This window comes from Sphingomonas rhamnosi, assembly GCF_036663615.1.
Lineage (GTDB): Bacteria > Pseudomonadota > Alphaproteobacteria > Sphingomonadales > Sphingomonadaceae > Sphingomonas.
Window position 1 is genome coordinate 147,205 of record NZ_JAXOJJ010000004.1, and the last position, 20,304, is coordinate 167,508.

Genomic DNA, 20,304 nt, shown 5'->3' on the forward strand with positions numbered 1-20,304 from the left:
CCGGAGATACGACATGGCCGATATTTCACAGGCACGCGTTCTGTTCCTCGCCACGGACGGGTTCGAGACCGTCGAACTGTTCGAACCGCGCAAGGCGCTCGAGGCCGCGGGCGCCAAGGTGACGTTGGCGTCGATCAAGACCGATCCGATTCAGGGGATGAAGGGCGACATCAACAAGGCCGAGACGGCATCCCCCGATCTGACGCTCGACGAGGTCGACACCGATGATTACGACGCGCTGGTGCTGCCCGGCGGGGTGGTGAACCCCGATACGATGCGCCAGCAGGAGCGCGCGATCGAGATCATTACCGAGTTCATGGAAGACGGCAAGATCGTCGCCGCCATCTGTCACGCGCCGTGGCTGCTCGCCGAGGCCGACGTGATCGATGGGCGTCAGATGACCGGCTATCCGTCGATCCGGACCGACCTGGAGAATGCCGGTGCGGACGTCGTCGACCAAGAGGTCGTGGTCGACGCCAACCTGATCACCAGCCGCAATCCGAACGACATCCCTGCGTTCAACGCGGCGATTATCAGCGCGCTCGAGGAAGAGCTTGCGGACGAGCCGACGGACTGACGCATCAGCCCGGAGTAGACCCAGGATCCAGTGTTGCCGGTGCAGGCAGCGCTGGATCCGGGCGTCCGTTGGCACGACCCGTGCGGTTGATCCATCGTTGCGCGGGGCGTTCGACCAGATGGTAGAGCGCGATAGAGCTCACTAGCACCAGCGCGAGATAGGCCGCGATGAGCCCGGGCGAGACCGCGGTAGCGTCGCTGACGAAACTCAGCTTGAATACGACCCAGAGCATGAAGTGGCCCAGATAGGTCGCGTAGCTGATCTCGCCCAAGGCGTGCAGCCAGCGTCCTTCAAGCGGGTTGCGCGCCGCGCCGGATGTCAGCGCGAGGACAAGAAGCAGGCAGGCGAACGCGGCGGGGACGACCAATGTCTCCCGCGCTCCCAGCGCCCATGCGGCCAGCAATGTCGCCCCAACGGCGGCGGCGATCGGCGCGCTGCGCGTCCCACGCAGACGCAGCCACAGTGCGCCGACTATCGTGCCGGTGGCGAATTCCGTCAGGCAACGGAGCAGGCCGAAGCGCGGGATGTCGGTGCCTAGCGTCGGCGCGCCCATCGTTACGTGGAGCAGCATCAGGATCGCGACCGCCGCCCCGATCAGCGCGGCAATAGGCACGCGGCGCCAGTCGACCGCGGCAACCAGCACCGGAAACAGAAGATAAGCACCCAGTTCGGCGCTGATCGACCAACTCGGGTCGTTCCAGGCCAGTCGACCGGTGAAACCCCAATTCTGGACCAGCAGGATGTGCAGCGGCAGGTCCGCGAACGGATAGTCGGCCGGGTCGGCGCGGCCGGTCGCCTGCAGCACGAGTGCCAGTGCCACCGCGCCGGCTAGCACCACCAGGTGCAACGGCCAGATCCGGGCGAGGCGCTTGAGCAGGAACCACCGGACATTGCCCGGCTCGCGCAGACGCTGATGCCAGGTCAGCCAGATCACGAAGCCGGACAGCAGGAAGAAGAAATCGACCGCGAGATAGCCCTTGGCCAACACGTCGCGCACCGCCACCGGCAAGCCGGCGATCGACAGGCGGATATGGTAGAGGACGACGAACCAGGCGGCGATCCCGCGAACGCTCGTCAGCGCGCGCAGTTCGGTCATGCGGGCAGCGGGTCTGCCGCGCGGCGCATCGGGCGGAAACTCTCTTCTCGGCGCTTGCGCGCGAGATAGGTGTCGAGCCCGATCTGCGCGCCGATCAGCATGTAGATGAACGGCTGGAACGCGATCGCGATGAATGCCGCGCCGAGGAGGTACACCAGGTGCCCGCTCTGCAACGCGGCGGCGAGCGGTCCCGCCCAGGCATAGGGCCCCTCGGGATCGCGGTAGCGGCGGCGCAGGATCTCCATGCGAACGATCCCGACGAGATTGATCGTCAGCCACAATGCGAGCCCGAAATAGCCCTGTTCGCCGAGCATCTCGAAATAGGCGCTGTGATAGGCACGCGCCTTGTCGATCTCGACCTTGGGGCCGGCCTTAGGTGCGCTGCCGTCCGCGGTCTTGAGGTCGTAGCGGATGCGGTTGCCACGATACGCCTCGAACCCACCGCCGAACGGGTGCGACTTGGCGTAGTCGATGGTCCATTTCCACACCGCCAGCCGGGTCGAGGCGGACTCGTCGGCCTGATAGGTCTGGATCGTATTCATCCGGTCGGTGAACGTCGAAGGTAGGAACGGTACTGCGATCAGCCCGAGCAGCGCGAGCGCGCCGACATACAGCCCCTTGCGCTTGACCGCGCGGAGCGAGAGCAGCGCCAAGAGCGCGATGCAGAGCAACCCGGTCCGTGTCGAGGTCCCCACCGGGATCAACAGGCACGCGAACACCAAGGCGAGGCAGAAGGTCTTCACGCGCCAGTCGGGCTTGAAGATCGTGCCGAATTTCATGAACCAGACTATCAGCGGCACGATCGCGATCGCGACCGCGCTGATCGTGCTGCCCTCGTACAGACCCGAATTGTTGTCGACCATCAGGTTGAGCTGGCCATAGCCGCCGCCGCCGCTGGCGATCGTCTTGATCCCACCGACGATGATGATCGACGCCGCCGACAGGATCATGAACAGCAGCAGCGATTCGATCCGCAACCGCGTGCGCAGCGTCAGCGGCAGGAACGCGGCGAAGGCGAGCGCCTTCCACACCCAGTCCCATTTCTCCAGCGCCTCGATCGGGAAGTCTGCGCTCAACGTCGTCGCCCAGCAATAGAGCAGCAGCAGCACGATCAGCCCTTGGCGCGGCGCGACTCGCGTGTCGCGCTTGTCGTCGGCGACCGCCCAGCCGCCGACCGCCAGCGCCACCGCGATCAGCGAGATCGGCACGCTGTTCAGCAGGTAATAGGTCAGCCGCTGCGGCGAGACGATGTCGATATAGACATAGACCAGCACGAGCAGGAACGGGCGCCGGATCCCCATCCCGAACAGCCCGAGCAGGAACGCGATGAACGCAAGATCACGCACCGAAACGGCCCTTTTTGCGCGGAGCCTTCGCGTCGCGCTCGGAATCGAGATCGGGCCGCTTGAGGAGCAGGAACGCGGCCAGCATCATCAGGCCGTGCGTCAGGCCGAGCGCGAGATTGTCGATCATGGTACGGCCTGCTCCAACGAAGGCCCGTCGTAGCGCGGCCCGGTTGACGCGCCGTTAAACCAAAAGGTGGCAGGAGACATCCATGCGCATTCTCCACATCCTCGACCACGGCCTGCCGTTGCAGAGCGGCTATACGTTCCGCACCCGCGCGATCCTGAAGGCACAGGAGGCTTGCGGGTGGACGGTCGCGGCGGTGACCGGGCCGCGGCACGGTACGGCGCCGGGCCTGGTCGAATCGATCGACGGCCTGACCTTCCATCGCACGCTCGCACCCGCCAAGGCCGGGCCGATCGGCGAACTCGCGGGCATCCGTACGTTCGCGACGCGGATCGAGGCGGCGGTCGAAGCCTTTCGCCCCGACATCCTGCACGCGCATTCGCCGGTGATCGATGCGCTGGCCGCGCTGATCGTCGCGCGGCGGCGCACACTGCCGCTGGTCTACGAGATCCGCGCGTTCTGGGAGGATGCGGCGGTCGGCAACGGCACCGGAACCGAAGGCTCGCTGCGCTATCGCACGACGCGTGCGTTGGAGACCTGGGCGGTGCGGCGGGCGGGGGGAGTCGCGGTGATCTGCGAGGGGCTGCGCGGCGACCTGATCGCGCGGGGAATCGACGCGGACAAGATTATCGTGTCGCCCAACGGGGTCGATCTCGACCTCTTCGGTACCGTGCCGCCGCGCGACGATGCGCTCGCCGCCGAACTCGGTCTCGACGGCAAGGACGTCGTCGGGTTCATCGGCAGCTTCTATGATTACGAAGGGCTCGACGATCTGATCGCGGCAATGCCGGCTCTGGTCGAGGCGCGGCCCAACGCGCGGCTGCTGCTGGTCGGCGGCGGTCCGATGGAGGCGGCGTTGCGCGCGCAGGCGGCGTCGTCGCCGATGGCGGGCGCGATCCACTTCGTCGGGCGCGTGCCGCATACCGAAGTCGAGCGTTATTACGGCCTCGTCGACATCCTCGCTTACCCGCGCAAGCGGATGCGGTTGACCGATCTCGTCACGCCGCTCAAACCGCTGGAAGCGATGGCACAGGGGCGACTCGTAGCAGCATCCGATGTCGGCGGGCACCGCGAACTGATCCGTGACGGCGAGACCGGGACGCTGTTCGCGCCCGACGATCCCGCGGCGGTCGCGGCGGCGCTCGCGGGCATGTTCGAGGACCGATCGGGCTGGGACGCGCGGCGCGACGTGGCGCGGGCATTTGTCGAACGGGAGCGTAACTGGTCGTCAAACATTCGCCGTTACGAACCGATCTACCGGCGGCTCATCAAGACCGCTTCATTGGATGTCTCATGTCAGCGTTCACCAGCAAAAATCTGATGCGGTCCTTCCCCGTCTATGGCGGCCTGGGCGTCGGCGTGATCGCCGCGATCGGCTTCGTCGCAATGCCCGCAGAGATGCTCGAATCCCTGGTGTGGAACAGCGGTGTCGCGGCATTGCTGCCGGTCGCCGCGCCGCCGCTGGGCGCGACCGCGCGCGCGCTGCTGGCGCTGGGCAGCGGCGTATTGTTCGCTGCGGTGACATGGGCTGCGCTGTATCTGTTGTTCGGACCCGGCGGGTTCTTGGTCAAGCCGGTGCGCAGCGCGGGCGTTCCCGTGCTGCGCCGCGCCGATGCGCATCCCGACGCGCCGCCGCGGATGCCAATGACCGCGGCCGATCTAGGCCAGCCGCTGATGGAGGTGGTGATGCCCGCCGCGCCCGAGCGGCCGATCCCGGCGGACCTCGATCTGCCGCTCGCCGCGTTCGATCCGGCGGCGCTGTTGCCGGTGCCGATGGAGCCGGCGCGTCCGGTTGCTCCGCTGGTGATCCCCGAACCCGCGGTTGTGGCCGCGCCCGAGCCTGCGCCTGAGCCGGCGGTGATCGAGGCGGTGGAACCGGCTCCGATGCGTGCGCCGCGGCCGGCTCCCGCGCCCGCAGGTCCCCCGACCATCGAATCGCTCCTGCGGCGCCTCGAACAGGGCGCCGGCCGGCGCGCGCAGGCGGCGCGCTGACGTACCCGATAGCCGCGAAACCGCTTTTTCTCCGCGAGTTGCTCTGATACCCAGTGTTCGAAAGACCATAGGAGGGATCATGGCAACCGCCGCAACCGGGATCGACACGGACCGCGACGCGAGCGCGTCGCGCTACGCCTGGTACGTGTTGTCGGTGCTGTTCCTCGTCTATGTGCTGAACTTCGTCGATCGCCAGATCATCTCGATCCTAGCCGAAGACATCAAACGCGACCTGGGGCTGAAGGATCAGGATCTCGGTTTCCTGTACGGCACCGCGTTCGGCGTGTTCTATGCGCTGTTCGGTATCCCGCTCGGGCGGCTCGCGGACAATTGGCACCGCGTGCGGCTGATGACGATCGGGCTGACCTTGTGGTCGGTGATGACCGCGGTGTCGGGCTTTTCGCGGACCGGCGGGCATCTCGCCGCGGCGCGGATCGGCGTCGGGGTCGGCGAGGCGACCGCGAGTCCTTCGGCCTATTCGATCATCTCGGATTATTTCCCGAAGCGGCTGCGCGCGACCGCGCTGTCGATCTATTCCGCCGGGCTATTCGTCGGCGGTGGGTGTTCGTTGTTCGTCGGCGGGTTGATCGTGCAGGGCTGGAACCGCGCCTGGCCGGGCGGCGGGCCGTTGGGGCTGGTCGGGTGGCAGGCGGCGTTCATGGCGGTCGGCCTGCCTGGACTGATGCTGGCGATCTGGGTCTCGACGTTGAGGGAGCCGATACGGGGCGCCGTCGAGGGGTTGCCCGAGCCCGAGAAGCACCCCGCGCCGTTCCGTGCCTTTGCCGGTGAGCTGCTTACGATCGTGCCGCCGCTGACTCTGATCGGCGCGGCGATGGGGGGCACGCGTGCGTTGCTGGTCAACATTACAGGACTGGCGCTGGTGATCGGTGGCGTCGTGGCGCTGGTGGGGGCGGGCGAGCCATGGCCGCAATGGGTGTCGGTCGGGATCGGGGTCTATGCGGTCTTTTCCTGGGCCTGCGCGCTGAAGCGCCGCGACCCGCCGACCTTCGCGCTGATCGTCGGCACACCGGCGTTTCTGTGCACGGTCGTCGCCTACGGGTTCAACGCGTTCCTGAGCTACGCCGCGAGCTTCTGGGCGGCGCCCTATGCGCTGCGCGTTCTGGAACTGACGCCGTCGTCGGCGGGGCTGATGGTCGGTGGACTTGGGGCGGCGGCAGGGTTTCTCGGGCTGACGATCGGCGGGATCGTGTCGGACCGGCTGCGGCGGAGCAACCCGGCGGGGCGGCTGTGGGTGGTGATCTTCGGCGCGGTGGTGCCGGTGCCGTTCCTAATCCTCGCCTTCACCGCGAGCGCGGCATTGCCCTTCTACATCGGCATCTTCTTCGCGCAGATTACCGCGGCGTGCGCGCTGGGCGCCGCCGCCGCCACGACGCAGGATATGGTACTGCCGCGGATGCGCGGGACGGCGACCGCGACCTTCTTCATCGGGACCACGCTTATTGGACTGGCGCTTGGGCCGTATCTGGCGGGGAGGGTGTCGACGCTGACCGGCAGCCTGTCGACCGGCATGTTGTCGTTGCTGGTGGTGACGCCGATCACGCTGGCGGCGGCGATCGCGGCATATCGTCTGGCGCCGGGGGCCGAGGCGACCCGCGAAGCGCGCGCGAAAGCGGCGGGCGAGGCGCTCTGACGCCTCCCCCGCCGCCAGGGATCAGGCCGGAGCGAAGACGCCGCAGGCGATGCGGCCGCCGCTGTTGCCCGACGGGTCGGTCATCAGGTCGTCGGGGTTGGCATGCACCACGAACGACGATCCGTCCGCGTCCATCAGCCCGGCCATCGTCGCGCCGGGGATCGTGATGCCGATCGTCCCGCGACCGTCGGTGCCGATGATCAGGTTGGGCAGATCGCCCTCATGCGGGCCTTGCGGGTTCATGCTGCCATGTTTCGCCCCGGCCGGGTTCCAATGGCCGCCCGCGGTGGTGAAGTCGGGAGCGTCGCAGCGGCCGACCATGTGGATGTGCGCGCCGTGCGTGCCGGGTGGCATCGCCTTCGCGTCGAGCGTGAAGCGGATGCCGCCGGCGACTTCGCTGGCGGTCGCGCGGCCGACGTCCGCGCCATCGGCGGTGCGCAGCATCGCGGTCGCAGTCTGGCCACCTGCCATCGGCGCACCGGTCTCCATCTTACCCGTCTCACAGGCCGAAAGGCCGAGGGTCGCCGCGCCCATCATCGCCAGTGTCGCAATCCGCATGATCAGTCTCCCTGTTGTTTCATAGCGAACCCACGGCCTGTCCGCCGGTTCCCAGCGGCCAGCGCATCACCGGTTCGTAGCGCGCGCCGTCGCGCGTGAGAACGCTTTCGTACAGCATCATGTGCGGCAGCGCGAACGGCGCGCTGGCCAACCCCGCATGATCCGCGATCCAGCGATCGGCGTCCGGCCCGGCCGCGCCGCGCGCGAGCCGCGCCAGCGTGACGTGCGGCAAATAGGCGCGGTGCTCGGCGGGCAGGCCTGCGCGGATGCAGGCCTGATCCACCTTGCGATGGAGCGCGGCGAGCGCGTCGTGGGGGGTGACGCCCGCCCACAACGTGGTGGTCGCGCCGCGCCGCTCGAACCGCCCGACGCCGCTGAGCGCGATGGTCGGTGCCTCGGCGTAGATCTGGCCGAGCGTGCCGGTGATGTCTTCGGCAAGCGGGCGTTCGACCTCGCCGATGAAGCGCAATGTCAGGTGGAGTTGGTCGTCGTCTTGCCACCGCGCGCCGATCACCCCCTCCATCGTCGCGGCCAACTGTGTGCGGACTGCAGGGGGCGGGCGAAGGGCGACGAACAGGCGAATCATGACCCTCCGACGCCTACCAGGAGTCCGGGTGGCGCGTCTTGAAAAAGGCCCCGTAAAGAGCGATATTCGAGTGAACCGGCATCGGGCCGGGCAAAGGAGCGAGTTTTCAACAATGGCTAACTGGTCTGACCCCCGGCCCCGTGCCGCGCCGTTCGGAGCGGCCGCCACGGGAGCCCGTACCGAAGCCTATGACGCGGGCCTCCGCGCCTACATGCTGTCGGTCTACAACTACATGGCCTCCGCAGTCCTGCTGTCGGGCATCGTCGCCTTGCTGTTCTCGTGGGGTGGCGAAACCTCGCCCGCCGCGCAGATCATGATGGGTGGTGGCCTGCTGAAGTACGTCATCATCTTCGCCCCGCTGGCGATCGTGTTCGGCATGAGCTTCGGTCAGGGCAGGATGAGCACCGGCACGATGCAGGCGCTGTTCTGGGGCTTCGCGGTCCTGATGGGCCTGTCGATGTCGACCATCTTCCTGGTCTATAGCGGCACGTCGATCGCCGGCGCGTTCTTTGCGACCGCATCGGGCTTCGCGGCGCTGAGCCTCTACGGCTACACCACGAAGCGGGACCTGTCGGCGTTCGGCAGCTTCCTGATCATCGGCGTGGTCGGCCTGATCGTCGCCAGCATCGTCAACGTGTTCCTGCAGTCGGGCATCATGGCGCTGGTGATCAGCGCGATCGGCGTGCTGCTGTTCGCGGGCCTCACCGCCTATGACACGCAGCGTACCAAGAGCCTGTATGCGCAGGTCGCGGGTACGGACATGGTCGGCAAGGTCGTGATCATGTCGGCGCTGAGCCTGTATCTCGACTTCATCAACATGTTCATGTTCGTGCTGCGTCTGTTCGGCAGCGGCCGCAACTGATACCGCGATCACACGCGTTTCAGGGAGGGGCCTGGCGGGAAACCGCCGGGCCCTTTTCTTGTACCCCAACAGCGAAGGAATTCCGCGCAATGCGCCTGTCGATCGACGTGCGTCTGGATTACGGCATCAACGGGGATGCGGACGTGCTGCTGCAGATCGAGGCGGCAGCGATGGCCGACCAGCGGATCATTGATGAATCGCTGACGATCTGGTCCGAATCCCCGATCCGCGCGGTGCGGGGCGAAGACGGTATCGGCCAGCGGTGCTGGGCGCGTGGGCACGGCCGGCTGGTCGCCGAATATCGCGCGATCGTCGATGTCGCGCGCGAGAAGGTTGAACTAGACCGCTACCGCGCGACGCCCCCACGGATGCTGCCGGGCGAACTGACCGCCTATCTGATGCCAAGTCGCTATTGCCAGTCGGACCGTTTCGACGGGTTCGTGATGCGCAAGTTCGGCGGGCTGCAGGGCGGTCCGCTTGCCGCCGCGCTCGCGGCCTGGGTGGGCGACTCGCTCGACTACCGCATGGGCACGAGCAGCGGGGAGACGACCGCGCTCGACACCTTTGCATCGCGGTCTGGGGTGTGCCGGGATTACGCGCATCTGCTGGTGGCGCTGGCCCGCGCGGGGGGAATCCCGGCGCGGTGCGTCTCCGCTTACGCGCCCGGCGTCGATCCGCCCGATTTCCACGCGGTCGCGGAGCTGTGGCTGGATGGCGACTGGCGATTGGTCGACGCGACCGGGATGGCGTCGTGCGGGGACGTCGCACGCGTCTGTATCGGCCGCGATGCCACCGATATCGCGTTCATGACGGTGTTCGGTCAGGCAACGCTGTACGAACAGGTGGTACGCGTCGTCGGGATCGACTGAGCACGGCGTTTCGCGCCGGAGTTTCGTTTCGCTTCAGGAACGTACCTCCGTACTGATCGTTGATATGCTTCAGGTTTATAGGAGATACTTGTCATGACCGATATCGATCAACGCGCGCTCGACAGTCTGTCGGTGGCGCCGGCCGAGGACGCCGAGCGGGATCCGCGTCAGGACGCTGGCCAGGACAAGTCGATCGCCAAGCGGCTGCAGAAGAGCCCCGACAGCGAGGACGCACGCCTCGACAACGCGCTGGACGAGTCGATGGACGCCAGCGATCCGCCCGCGCAGACCCAGCCAGGGGCGAGCACCGATGCCCCGGAATCGTCCGGATACAATCCCGCGGTCGAGGACGGCCTGACGCACAAGCAGGCCTAGGCTAGTAGCGTCCGGCTAAATGTAATCCGGATGGCGGAATGACACGATGCGTCGGTCCTCGCGGGATCGACGCATTTTTGTTGCGCGTGAACGCCACGATACGTGAATTTTCATGCTTCAGCGCTCGCTTCGTCGCAAGGCATGTTGCGGCGCAACAGTTTCCGTGGCGCTATGGGATCACGGCGCGGCGATGCTTAGGGCCTGTTAACCAACCCGGCGCATAGTCGCACCGTTCCTTTGAGGGCGGGGTGACGACATGGCTGCCAAAATGAAACCGGCGCAAGGCGCGACGACACTGACCGAGATGAAGGAGTTCGCAGGTTTTGCGGCGGCGACCCAGCGCTACATCCGCCGCTCGCTCGATATCGGGCTCGATCGCGACGACGCCATGCAACGCTGGTCGCGCGACGTGGTCGAGGCTGCCAGCATCCGCGCGCAGGCGAGGCTCTATGCCACGCTTCCCGATTTGCGCGCGATCGTACCCGACGACAGCGGGCTCGACTCGGTCGAGCCGTTCCTCGCGCCGCTGGTGACCCTGGTCGCGTTCGACCTGGGACAGGGGCGGCTGACGAGTTTTCCGGCGTTCCGTTTCCTTTACGAACGGCTGATCGGCGCCGAAGTCAGGCCGTGGCTCCCCTCGGCCTTTTGTGCCGCAGCCGCCTTGCCGACGCTCCATCCCGAGCTGCGCCGCAAGCTGTTGCAGTCGATCAGCGAAGCCGCGGCGACCGCGTCGGGCTGGTCGAACCGCCAGCCCGCCTTCTTCCCCTATTGGGTCGAGAAGGTCGATACGGGCACGTCGCTCGCGAACTAGCGGCAGGCGCGCCAGCCGCCGGCGCCGCGATTGGCCTGGTCGAGATGGAGATGGTCGGCGTGCGCGGCATTGTAATCGGGCGACAATGTCGTCGCGAACAACGCGCAGGCGCCGTCGCGGACCTGGCGCAGGAACCGCGCCTTGGGTCCGTCCCCCTTCCAGTCGCGGGCGACCGTGATCCGGGTACCATCGGTCAGGCGAAAGCCGGCGATGTCGACCGCGTCGGCGGTGGAATGCTCGCTCCAATTCCCCGCGTCGCGCCCATAGATGCGACGACAGCTGTAACTGCCGAAATGATCGATGCTGGCGACGCGCGCGCCGAACTGCGCCTGCGCGGCGGGCTGCACCACGTTCCATTCCCAGGCCGATAGCGCCGCGGCGACCGGGCAGGCGATGCCGAGTCCCGCGGGTGCGAAGCTGATCCGGCGCGGCCCGCCGCTTCCAAACCGCACGCCATCGGCATAGCCGCATTGCCCGTCACGCCGTTCAGGCAGCACGGTGTAGCGCACACCAGCGTGATCGAGCAGTGCGCGGCAGGCGGGGAAATCGTCGGTCAGCGCGGTCAGCTTGCGACCGGTGAAGAGCCCGATCGGCTGGCCCAGATCGAGCGGGGCCCACGGCAGATCCTGTGGGCGCCCCCGTGCGAGCGCCCACAGCAGCATGCCGAGCGCGATCGTCAGGCTCAGCCCGACCAGCCAACCGATCGTATGCCGCACCGCGCGCATCAGCCGCGGACTGCGTCGCTCAGCCGTTCGGCGGTGACCGGGTAGCCGAGATCCTCGGGGATGCAGAGATGCGCGACCCCGCCGCGCGTCTCGATCCACGGTATGACGGTCCGTTCCGGATGCAGGCGCGCGTCGGCGACGGCGTCGTCGAAACCGGTGAAGCGCGCCAGTCGTTCGAGATTACGACGTGTAGGGAAAATGATCGTCGCGCGACCGGCGTCGGCGTCGGCGAGCACGTCTGTGGCACTGGTCCACAGCAGCCGGCTGTTCTCGGTCGCATCGACGCTCGCGGGCGCCGATCCGCGCGGCAGGCGTGCGAGGTAGAAGCGCGTGTCGAAGATCCGGGCATGCGCCTGGGCGGGGCGCCAGCGGGAAAAGGGTTCGAGGATCTCCGGGATCACCCGCGAACCCGTGGCGGCAAGCGCCGCGGCGAACGGCGTGCCCGCATGGAGCGCGGCGCGCAGCGGGGCGACATCGGCTGGGATCGGATCGAGACCGATCGCGATCCCGGCCTCCTCAAGCGTCTCGCGGATGGCGGCGACGCGCGCGGCGCTTTCGTCGTCGTCGCGGCCGATCAGTGCGGCCAGCGCATGGTCGCCGGGGTCGATGCGCCCGCCAGGGAAGACCAGCGCACCGCCTGCGAACGCCATCGCCTGGGCGCGCTCGACCATCAACAACTCTGGCGGTCCGATGTCGCGGTCCCGGAAGATGACGAGCGTCGCGGCGGGGATGGCGGGGGGAAGATCGGTCATTGTTGCCTTAACGCGTGGAATGCCGCGCGGGCGCCACTATACGTCATCGCAGCGAAGGCTGGGATCCGCTGCAGTGTGCGCAGTCCTTGCCGCACGAGATCCCAGCCTTCGCTGGGATGACGCTTTGAGGGTAAGCATGTACCAGTTCGATATCTCAGCCGGCTCGAAGGCCGAACTCTATCACGACCTGACCGCCGCGCTCGACGCGCTGACCGCGGGCGAGGCCGACCCGATCGCGAACATGGCAAACGCCGCCGCCTTGGTGTGGGAATATTTGCCCGATCTCAACTGGGCGGGGTTCTATCGGCTGGTCGAGGGAGAGCTTGTGCTCGGGCCGTTCCAGGGCAAGGCGGCGTGCATCCGTATCGCCTTGGGCAAGGGGGTATGCGGCACCGCGGCGCAAACCCGCGCGACGCAGTTGGTGGCTGATGTCCATGCGTTTCCCGGGCATATCGCCTGCGACGCCGCGAGTCGGTCGGAGCTCGTCGTGCCGGTGGTGCAGGACGGAGAGTTGATCGGCGTGCTCGATCTCGACAGCCCTATGCCCGGCCGGTTCGACGCCGAGGACGCTGCGGGATGCGAAGCGCTGATGGCATTGCTGGCGCCGCGCATCGCCTGAGCCTCCCGTCGTCCAGGCTCCGCGCACGACCCGGTATGCGGCCCGAAACGGGACAGCGCGGCCGCTGGCGGCGATGAAACGAGTTTGGTAAGCAACGCGTTAACGTTCGACGTTTGCTGCGGAGTCGCGCGCGGCGGAACCAGGGAGACGGTAGATGCGGAGCCTCTTGATCGCCAGCGCGGGACTGGTGCTGATCGCCAGCGGCGCGGCCGACGCGCAGCAGCGGATCGTGCAGACCGGTCCCGGCGCCGGCTACGGCATCCCCGGTCGAACGCCTATGGCTTCGCAGAATCGCCCGATGCCATCACAGATGCAGGTCCGGCCGCAGGTTCGACCGATGCCGGGTCGGCCGGGCGTGCAGCCGATCCGCGGCCAGCGCTGGGGCAGCAAGATCGGCGGGCGCTGGTGGGGCGGGGCGAACGCGCCTGGCGGGTGGGCCGGCTATCGTCGCCCGTATCGCGGCTGGGCCGTGCCGCGCTACTGGATCTCGCCGCGCTTCTACATCACCGACTGGGCGAACTACGGCCTGGCGCAGCCCGATAACGGCTATAACTGGGTCCGCTATTATGACGACGCGGTACTGATCGACGCGCGCGGGTCGGTTTATGACACGGCCAGCGGGCTCGACTGGGATGGCGGGTATCAGGACGGTTATCGCGACGCCTATGCCGACGACTCGGTCTATGCCGGACCGGCTGATCGCGGCTACCAGCGGCGCGACGACGGCATCGGCGGCGCGGTGATCGGCGGCGTGGTCGGCGGCGTCGCGGGCAATCTGATTGCCGGGCGCGGCAACCGACTGGGCGGAACATTGATCGGGGCGGGCGTCGGCGCCGCCGCGGGCTATGCGATCGACAAGAACGAGGACCGTGGTCGCCGAGCCCCGCCGCCGCCCCGTTATTACGACGGGAACGGGGCGGGTTATCCGCCGCCGCCGATGCCGGTGTATCGCGGAGTGCCGGGCGGGTCCTGGGTGTCGCCCGATGGCGGCACGACGGTGACGACGACCAGCGGCTATGCAGGCTACCCCGGCGGGTCGACCACCACGGTGATCGTGCAGTCCGCGCCAGTGGTAACCACCACGACGACCACCACCTATTACGACGACGCGGTGACCTATTCGCGCCCGCACAAGGTGTGGAGGAAGCGCGCGAAGACCAAACTCCTGCCGCGCTGCCGCTGCTGAGCGGTAGCTTTCCGCCGTTGGCGCGCCCCTGAGGCCTACCGTCGCGCTTCGCGCCCGGCGAAGGTGACGACGCTTTCCGTGCCGCCCGCGCCGAGCGCCGAGACGCCGACGAAATTGTCGTCGACCGGCACCTGGGTCAGCACCGTCGTCGTACCGGTCACGTCGCGCGTGTCGGTCCAGTCCTGCGCATCGTTGCGCCGCCAGCGGACGCGGTAGGTCGTCGCGCCGGGCACCGCGGCCCATTTCACCGTGGTGTCGCGCGAGAGTTCCCCTGCGATCGAGACGCCGGTCGGCGCGGCGGGCGCTGCGGCAAGCCGAGCGATCGTGGCCACGTTGATCGCGGTGACCTTCGCCAGATAGGGGAAATCCATGCCGTCGACGGTGTCGCCGTACGGCACCCCGGCCTCGGTGCGCAGATCCTGGTGCTGGCGGTCCCAATTCTCGGCCGCGACCGAGAACCGCACCGCGGGGTAGCCGAGCTTCAGGAACGGCTCGTGATCGCCGCCGCGGCCGAACCGGTCGGGGCGGCGGTCGAGCATCACGTCGAGCCCGCCGGGAATGGTCTTGGCGACCCCGTCGATCGCCTTGGCCAGCGCGCGGCTGGGGCCGTCGTCCTCGCCGCCCTCGGCGCGGCGGCCCTGTTGCGCGACTTCGCCTTCGGACGCGCGGATGCCTTCGGAGAAGACGCGGACGCGGTCGTCGATCTTCACGCCGCCCTGGCCGATGGTGTTGCCGACGATATCGTTGTTGAGCATCGCCGAGACCTTCCAGCCGCGCGCCTTCGCGGTGTCGGCGAGCAGTTCGGCGCCCCACAGCCCCTGTTCCTCGCCCGAGAACACCGCATAGACGATGGTCGCGTCGAATTTGTGCTGCGACAGCAGCCGTGCGGCCTCCAGCACCAGCGCGACGCCCGAGGCGTTGTCGTTGGCACCGGGCGCGTCGGACGTCGCGTTCATCACGTCGGTGACGCGGCTGTCGATATGCGCGCCGACGATGACGACGCGGTTGGGGTCGCGGCCCTTCTGGATGCCGAGCACGTCCTCGACGACGACCCCGGTCGGCGCGCGCGGGCCGGTGAAGGTCCGGCCGATCCGCTCGACCGTGATGCAGCCGTTGCAGCTCCGCGCGATCTGCTTGAACTGGGCCGCGGCCCAGGTGCGCGCAGCCCCGATCCCGCGCTTGGGGTCGGTGGTGGTCGATGCGGTATGGCGCGTACCGAAGCCAACAAGGGTGGTGACGCTCGCCCTGAGGCGGTCCGGAGACGGAGCGGGGAGCGGGCTGGCAGCGAGCAGCAGCGGGAGCGCGAGGATGGTCATCGCGCAATGGTGGCGGGTTCGGGGCGGGGGCTCAAGCGGTTTCGGCCGCCGGCGTCATCGGCGGACGGCCCGGGCATGACGGGCTATTTGCCGTATTTCGCCCGGTATTCGCGCATCTGTCGGTCATACTCCACCTGTGCGGCGCGTGCCTTGTCCACCCGTGCCTTGTCGGTGTCGTACTGAGCCTGCGCCGCCTGATACGCCTGCCGCGCCAGCGCTGCGGCTTGCTTGTCGGCCAGGATCTTGTCGGTGTCGGCCTTCGCGCGTGCTGCGGCCGCTTGGTTGAGTTCGGTCAGTCGCGCGCGCTCTGCGGCGTCGGCCTTGGCGGCTTCCTCCTGAAGGCGGATGCGCTCGGCCGCCGCCGGCGGCACCGGCTTGGCGACAGCGCGTGGCGCCGGTTGGGGCCCTCCGGCTGCGGCCCATAGGGGCGGCGAAATCGCATCCTCGCACGGGGACCGGCTCGGGTCGGGCACGATCAGTTTCAATACCTTGGCCATCTGGACAGCATAGTCGTCCGCCTCCGCCGGCCTTTCGGCGCGTTTGGTCGCAGCCGCGGCGCAGGCGGTCCAGGCCTGCGCATTGTCAGGGTCCGACTGCGCCTTCTCCAGATAGCTGCGCGCAAGGTCGCCGTCGCTCGGCAGGATCGTCGAGGCGGGGATGTCGACGGTGGTGATGGGGGCGCTGACCTGCGCGGCCCCGGGGGTGGCGCCGAGCAGGCTCAGCGCGGCGAGTCGGAATCGGGTCATGAACGCTCCTTCAGCTCAGCCGGTCGATCGCCTCGCGGGTCAGCGAACCCGGAATGATCATGACGGGAACGGGCAGGGTCCCGGCATCGGTCCCCGAAAAATGCGCGATCAGCGCGCCCGGTGCCCCGCTGGCCGCAGCACCAAGCACCAGCGCGGCGATATTGGGGTTGGCGGCGATGATCTCGCGGATGATCTTGGGGCCCTCGCCCTCGCGCACGATGATCGAGGGACGCAGACCCGATTCCTCGAGCAATGTACCTGCGGCACCCGCGACCACGCCCTCGGCATGCAGCCGCGCTTCCTCCTCGATCGTCGCCTGGACGCCGCCGAACGCGATGAATTCCTGTGGCGGCAGGATCGTAAGGATCTCGACTCCGCCACCGGTCTTCACTGCACGCCGGGCGGCGAACCGCAGTGCGATGCCGGCCTCCGGGCTCTCGTCGATCACTACCAGATAGATGCGCATGTCGGTCCTCGTTAAGGCTAGAGCGTGACGCGGTTGCCGCGGTGGCGCAAGGCCGCTGTGTCCCCGAGGCCTTGACCCGGGCGGGCGGGGGCGCGATTGGGCGTGCCGTTACGTAAAGCCTTGGGGACTTCCATGTCGATCGAGATCAAAATGCCCGCGCTGTCGCCGACCATGGAGGAGGGGACCCTCGCCAAATGGCTGGTCAAGGAAGGCGACGTGCTCAAGTCGGGCGACCTGATGGCCGAGATCGAGACCGACAAGGCGACGATGGAATTCGAGGCGGTCGACGAAGGCACGATCGTCAAGGTGCTGGTCGCCGAGGGTACCGACAATGTGAAGGTCGGCACGGTGATCGCGATCCTCGCCGAAGAGGGCGAGGACACCGCATCGATCGATACTTCCGGCAAAAGCGAGACTCCGGCCCCCGCCGCAGCGGAATCGGAAGCGAAGCCCGATCCGACCGACCCGAACGACACCGGCAGCGAGTCGGCGCCGTTCGATCGCACCGAAAGCGAAGCCGAGGATCACGGCCGCCCGGCGGATGCCGGTCCCGCATCGTCCGGCAGCGACGCACCGGCATCGGGCGATCGCGTCAAGGCGAGCCCGCTGGCGCGTCGCCTGGCGGCCGACAAGGGTGTCGATCTGGGCAGCGTGACCGGTTCCGGCCCCCATGGCCGTATCATCAAGGCAGACGTAGAGAGCGCCAAGGTCGGCGTTGCGCCCGTCAAGGCAGCGGCCTCGGTTGAGGCCACCGCACCTGCGCCCGTGTCGGCCGTGAAGCCCGCGGCGATTCCCGACGTGCCTTACGAGGCGACCAAGCTCAGCAACGTGCGGAAAACGATCGCACGCCGTCTGACCGAATCGAAGCAGACCGTTCCGCACATCTACCTGACCGTCGACGTGCGCCTCGACGCGCTGCTGAAGCTGCGCAGCGAGCTGAACGCGAGCTTGGAAAGCCGCGGCGTGAAACTGTCGGTCAACGACCTGCTGATCAAGGCGCAGGCCGTGGCGCTGATGCAGGTGCCGAGCTGCAACGTGATGTTCACGCCCGATCAGCTGATCACCTTCGGCCGCGCCGACATCTCGGTCGCGGTCAGCACTCCCTCGGGGCTGATCACGCCGATCATCTTCGGCGCGGATACGGCGTCGCTGTCGAGCATCGCAACGCAGATGAAGGATCTCGCCGGCCGCGCCCGCGAAGGCAAACTGAAGCCTGAAGAATATCAGGGCGGCACCGCTTCGATCAGCAACATGGGGATGTTCGGGATCACGCAGTTCGATGCGGTCATCAACCCGCCGCAGGGGATGATCCTGGCGGTCGGCGCGGGCGAGAAGCGTCCGTACGTGATCGGCGGCGAGCTGGGCATCGCGACGGTGATGTCGGCGACCGGCAGCTTCGATCACCGCGCGATCGACGGCGCGGACGGGGCGCAGTTCATGAAGGCGTTCAAGAACCTGGTCGAGAAGCCGCTCGGCATGCTGGCGTAAGGCTCAGCGTGCGCGCGCCTTGTCCCCCTTCCGCTCGTGCTGAGCGAAGTCGGAGCATCCCTGTTTGCGGCATGCCCTTCGACTTCGCTCAGGGCGAACGAGGGAAGGGGTAGTGCGACCAGTCGCTATGACAAAGACGCTGGTCGAGGCATTGCACGTGGCGGCGGGATTGGCCGCCGCGCTGGCGATCACCTGGATCGCGGCAGCGTCCTATCCGCTTGGCTGGGACGTCATCTGGTGGTGTGGCGCGGGTGCGATGGTCGCGACGCTGCTGATGGGGATCGGGCCGCTGCGGCGCGCCTGGCGGGAAGACAAGGCTACACGATGACCGACCTGCCCCCCGACACCGCACCGACAATCCGCGTCACCGCGATGCCCGCCGACGCCAATCCCTACGGCGACATCTTCGGCGGCTGGTTGATGGGGCAGATGGATCTTGCCGCGGGCTCGGTCGCGTCGCGGCGCAGCGCCGGCCGCGCGGTCACCATTGCGGCGGACGCGATGAAGTTCCACATGCCCGTCGTGGTCGGCGACGAGGTATCGGTCTATGCCAGTCTCGTCGCGGTCGGGCGCACGTCGATGACGATCGAGGTCGAAGCCTGGCGCCGCGCACGGCACAGCGACGACAGCTGCAAGGTGACGCAGGCGCGCTTCGTGTTCGTCGCGGTCGGCGACGATCGCAAGCCGCGGCCGGTACCGCCGCTTTCTGCCTGAATTTCCAAGAAGGATTGTTCCGTTGGCTGACACATTCGATCTCGTGATCCTCGGTTCCGGCCCCGGCGGCTATGTCGCTGCGATCCGCGCCAGCCAGCTCGGCCTGAAGGTCGCGATCGTCGAGCGCGAGCGGCTGGGTGGGATCTGCCTCAACTGGGGCTGCATCCCGACCAAGGCGCTGCTGCGGACCTCGGAAATCTATCACTACATGCAGAACGCCGAGAGCTACGGCCTCAGCGCTGACAATGTCGGGTTCGACCTCGCCAAGGTGGTCGACCGCAGCCGCAAGGTTGCTGGCCAGCTGAACGCGGGCGTGAAGGGCCTGATGAAGAAGAACAAGGTCGCCGTGTACGAGGGCGTCGGCACGGTGACGGCCAAGGGCAAGCTGTCGGTCAAGCAGGGCGACAAGACCGTCGAGCTCGAAGCCAAGAATATCATCGTCGCGACCGGCGCGCGCGCGCGCGACCTGCCGTTCGCCAAGGCGGATGGCGAGCGGATCTGGACCTATCGCCATGCGATGGTACCGACCGAGATGCCGACCAAGCTTCTGGTCATCGGATCGGGCGCGATCGGCGTCGAGTTCGCTAGCTTCTACAACGACATGGGCGCGGAGGTGACGATTGTCGAGATGCTGCCGCGGATCCTGCCGGTCGAGGACGAGGAAGTGTCCGCGTTCATGGACAAGGCGCTGACGAAGCAGGGGATCAAGCTGCTGACGCAGACGGGCCTGGAGGGGCTGGCGACGTCGGCGACCGGCGTCACCGCCAAGATCAAGGCCAAGGACGGCAAGGTTTCCGAGGAGACCTTCAGCCACGCGATCATCGCGATCGGCATCGTGCCGAACACCGAGAATATCGGGCTGGAGGCGCTCGGCGTCGAAACCGACCGTGGCCACATCAAGACCGACGGCTATGGTCGCACCAACGTTGACGGCATCTGGGCGATCGGCGACGTTACCGGCGCGCCGTGGCTCGCGCACAAGGCGAGCCATGAGGGCATCATCGCGGTCGAGAAGATCGCGGGCGGCTCGCCGCACCAGATGGACAAGGCCAACATTCCGGGCTGCACCTACAGCCGCCCGCAGGTGGCATCGGTCGGCATGACCGAGGCGAAGGCCAAGGAAGCGGGATACGAGCTGAAGGTCGGCAAATTCCCCTTCATCGGCAACGGCAAGGCGATCGCGCTGGGCGAGGCCGAAGGCTTCGTGAAGACGGTGTTCGACGCGAAGACCGGCGAACTGCTCGGAGCGCACATGGTCGGCGCCGAGGTCACCGAGCTGATCCAGGGCTATGTCGTGGCGCGCCAGCTCGAGACCACCGAGGCCGAGCTGATGGAGACGGTGTTCGCGCATCCGACGCTCAGCGAGATGATGCACGAGAGCGTGCTCGGCGCCTACGGCCGGTCGATCCATTACTGATCGATAGCCTTGGCACCAAGATGACTGA

Annotated in this window: 24 protein-coding genes; 14 read left to right on the top strand and 10 right to left on the bottom strand. The window is 67.6% G+C overall.

What is annotated here, in order from left to right:
• Window positions 1-13: 13 nt before the first annotated feature.
• Entirely contained in the window at window positions 14-577 is a 564-nt protein-coding gene (locus U1701_RS10270) for a type 1 glutamine amidotransferase domain-containing protein (RefSeq protein WP_332782472.1), read from the top strand.
• 4 nt (window positions 578-581) lie between these two features.
• Here the strand turns inward: U1701_RS10270 and U1701_RS10275 are convergent, their stop codons facing one another.
• From U1701_RS10275 to U1701_RS10285, 3 genes are read right to left on the bottom strand one after another with little or no spacing between them, the layout of a single operon-like run.
• Entirely contained in the window at window positions 582-1,673 is a 1,092-nt protein-coding gene (locus tag U1701_RS10275) for an acyltransferase family protein (protein ID WP_332782473.1), read from the bottom strand.
• A complete protein-coding gene (locus U1701_RS10280; RefSeq protein ID WP_332782474.1) occupies window positions 1,670-3,019 on the bottom strand; it encodes a putative O-glycosylation ligase, exosortase A system-associated in 1,350 nt (449 codons plus the stop codon). The genes U1701_RS10275 and U1701_RS10280 overlap by 4 nt, the downstream gene beginning before the upstream one ends.
• On the bottom strand, window positions 3,012-3,146 hold the full coding sequence (locus U1701_RS10285) for a hypothetical protein (RefSeq protein ID WP_332782475.1): 135 nt from the start codon (window positions 3,144-3,146) through the stop codon (window positions 3,012-3,014). The genes U1701_RS10280 and U1701_RS10285 overlap by 8 nt, the downstream gene beginning before the upstream one ends.
• Window positions 3,147-3,228: 82 nt before the next feature.
• Between U1701_RS10285 and U1701_RS10290 the strand changes: the two genes are divergently transcribed.
• The 3 genes from U1701_RS10290 to U1701_RS10300 all read left to right on the top strand — a co-directional run bounded on the left by U1701_RS10290 (window position 3,229) and on the right by U1701_RS10300 (window position 6,786).
• A complete protein-coding gene (locus U1701_RS10290) occupies window positions 3,229-4,464 on the top strand; it encodes a TIGR04063 family PEP-CTERM/XrtA system glycosyltransferase (protein ID WP_332782476.1) in 1,236 nt (411 codons plus the stop codon).
• Window positions 4,464-5,135, top strand: a complete 672-nt coding sequence (locus U1701_RS10295; RefSeq protein WP_332782477.1) for a hypothetical protein — start codon at window positions 4,464-4,466, stop codon at window positions 5,133-5,135. The genes U1701_RS10290 and U1701_RS10295 overlap by 1 nt, the downstream gene beginning before the upstream one ends.
• A gap of 79 nt (window positions 5,136-5,214) precedes the next feature.
• The gene (locus tag U1701_RS10300) at window positions 5,215-6,786 is read left to right on the top strand and encodes a spinster family MFS transporter (protein WP_332782478.1); all 1,572 of its coding nucleotides are present in this window, start codon (window positions 5,215-5,217) and stop codon (window positions 6,784-6,786) included.
• Window positions 6,787-6,807: 21 nt separating this feature from the next.
• On the opposite strand, the gene U1701_RS10305 is transcribed toward U1701_RS10300, so the two are convergent.
• Both U1701_RS10305 and thpR read right to left on the bottom strand, forming a co-directional pair.
• Complete coding sequence (locus U1701_RS10305) at window positions 6,808-7,344, bottom strand: superoxide dismutase family protein (protein WP_332782479.1); 537 nt, start codon at window positions 7,342-7,344, stop codon at window positions 6,808-6,810.
• 19 nt (window positions 7,345-7,363) lie between these two features.
• On the bottom strand, window positions 7,364-7,930 hold the full coding sequence (gene thpR, locus U1701_RS10310; RefSeq protein ID WP_332782480.1) for an RNA 2',3'-cyclic phosphodiesterase: 567 nt from the start codon (window positions 7,928-7,930) through the stop codon (window positions 7,364-7,366).
• A gap of 112 nt (window positions 7,931-8,042) precedes the next feature.
• Between thpR and U1701_RS10315 the strand changes: the two genes are divergently transcribed.
• The 4 genes from U1701_RS10315 (at window position 8,043) to U1701_RS10330 (ending at window position 10,847) form a co-directional block, all read left to right on the top strand.
• The gene (locus U1701_RS10315) at window positions 8,043-8,792 is read left to right on the top strand and encodes a Bax inhibitor-1/YccA family protein (protein ID WP_332782481.1); all 750 of its coding nucleotides are present in this window, start codon (window positions 8,043-8,045) and stop codon (window positions 8,790-8,792) included.
• An 89-nt stretch (window positions 8,793-8,881) separates the two neighbouring features.
• Window positions 8,882-9,661: a transglutaminase-like domain-containing protein gene (locus tag U1701_RS10320; RefSeq protein WP_332782482.1), complete on the top strand. Its 780-nt coding sequence runs from the start codon at window positions 8,882-8,884 to the stop codon at window positions 9,659-9,661.
• Window positions 9,662-9,754: 93 nt separating this feature from the next.
• Complete coding sequence (locus U1701_RS10325) at window positions 9,755-10,036, top strand: hypothetical protein (RefSeq protein ID WP_332782483.1); 282 nt, start codon at window positions 9,755-9,757, stop codon at window positions 10,034-10,036.
• 256 nt (window positions 10,037-10,292) lie between these two features.
• Entirely contained in the window at window positions 10,293-10,847 is a 555-nt protein-coding gene (locus tag U1701_RS10330) for a hypothetical protein (RefSeq protein WP_332782484.1), read from the top strand.
• On the opposite strand, the gene U1701_RS10335 is transcribed toward U1701_RS10330, so the two are convergent.
• Complete coding sequence (locus U1701_RS10335) at window positions 10,844-11,572, bottom strand: extensin-like domain-containing protein (RefSeq protein WP_332782485.1); 729 nt, start codon at window positions 11,570-11,572, stop codon at window positions 10,844-10,846. The genes U1701_RS10330 and U1701_RS10335 overlap by 4 nt on opposite strands.
• A complete protein-coding gene (locus tag U1701_RS10340) occupies window positions 11,572-12,324 on the bottom strand; it encodes an NUDIX hydrolase (protein WP_332782486.1) in 753 nt (250 codons plus the stop codon). Before U1701_RS10340 ends, U1701_RS10335 begins: the two co-directional genes overlap by 1 nt.
• 136 nt (window positions 12,325-12,460) lie before the next feature.
• Between U1701_RS10340 and msrC the strand changes: the two genes are divergently transcribed.
• Window positions 12,461-12,943 carry a free L-methionine (R)-S-oxide reductase MsrC gene (msrC, locus tag U1701_RS10345; protein WP_332782487.1) on the top strand — a complete coding sequence of 161 codons (483 nt, stop codon included), beginning with the start codon at window positions 12,461-12,463 and terminating at the stop codon, window positions 12,941-12,943.
• 154 nt (window positions 12,944-13,097) lie between these two features.
• Window positions 13,098-14,129: an RcnB family protein gene (locus U1701_RS10350; protein ID WP_332782488.1), complete on the top strand. Its 1,032-nt coding sequence runs from the start codon at window positions 13,098-13,100 to the stop codon at window positions 14,127-14,129.
• 35 nt (window positions 14,130-14,164) lie between these two features.
• Here the strand turns inward: U1701_RS10350 and U1701_RS10355 are convergent, their stop codons facing one another.
• The 3 genes from U1701_RS10355 to U1701_RS10365 all read right to left on the bottom strand — a co-directional run bounded on the left by U1701_RS10355 (window position 14,165) and on the right by U1701_RS10365 (window position 16,657).
• Window positions 14,165-15,445, bottom strand: a complete 1,281-nt coding sequence (locus U1701_RS10355) for a M20/M25/M40 family metallo-hydrolase (protein ID WP_332782489.1) — start codon at window positions 15,443-15,445, stop codon at window positions 14,165-14,167.
• 83 nt (window positions 15,446-15,528) lie between these two features.
• Entirely contained in the window at window positions 15,529-16,191 is a 663-nt protein-coding gene (locus U1701_RS10360) for a hypothetical protein (protein WP_332782490.1), read from the bottom strand.
• Between the two features lie 10 nt (window positions 16,192-16,201).
• The gene (locus U1701_RS10365) at window positions 16,202-16,657 is read right to left on the bottom strand and encodes a universal stress protein (protein WP_332782491.1); all 456 of its coding nucleotides are present in this window, start codon (window positions 16,655-16,657) and stop codon (window positions 16,202-16,204) included.
• A gap of 132 nt (window positions 16,658-16,789) precedes the next feature.
• Here U1701_RS10365 and U1701_RS10370 point away from each other — a divergent pair, with 132 nt between their 5' ends.
• The 4 genes from U1701_RS10370 (at window position 16,790) to lpdA (ending at window position 20,276) form a co-directional block, all read left to right on the top strand.
• Window positions 16,790-18,145, top strand: a complete 1,356-nt coding sequence (locus U1701_RS10370; protein WP_332782492.1) for a pyruvate dehydrogenase complex dihydrolipoamide acetyltransferase — start codon at window positions 16,790-16,792, stop codon at window positions 18,143-18,145.
• Window positions 18,146-18,257: 112 nt separating this feature from the next.
• Entirely contained in the window at window positions 18,258-18,473 is a 216-nt protein-coding gene (locus tag U1701_RS10375; RefSeq protein WP_332782493.1) for a hypothetical protein, read from the top strand.
• Complete coding sequence (locus tag U1701_RS10380) at window positions 18,470-18,859, top strand: acyl-CoA thioesterase (RefSeq protein WP_332782494.1); 390 nt, start codon at window positions 18,470-18,472, stop codon at window positions 18,857-18,859. The genes U1701_RS10375 and U1701_RS10380 overlap by 4 nt, the downstream gene beginning before the upstream one ends.
• 22 nt (window positions 18,860-18,881) lie before the next feature.
• On the top strand, window positions 18,882-20,276 hold the full coding sequence (gene lpdA, locus U1701_RS10385; RefSeq protein ID WP_332782495.1) for a dihydrolipoyl dehydrogenase: 1,395 nt from the start codon (window positions 18,882-18,884) through the stop codon (window positions 20,274-20,276).
• The last annotated feature ends 28 nt before the right edge of the window (window positions 20,277-20,304 follow it).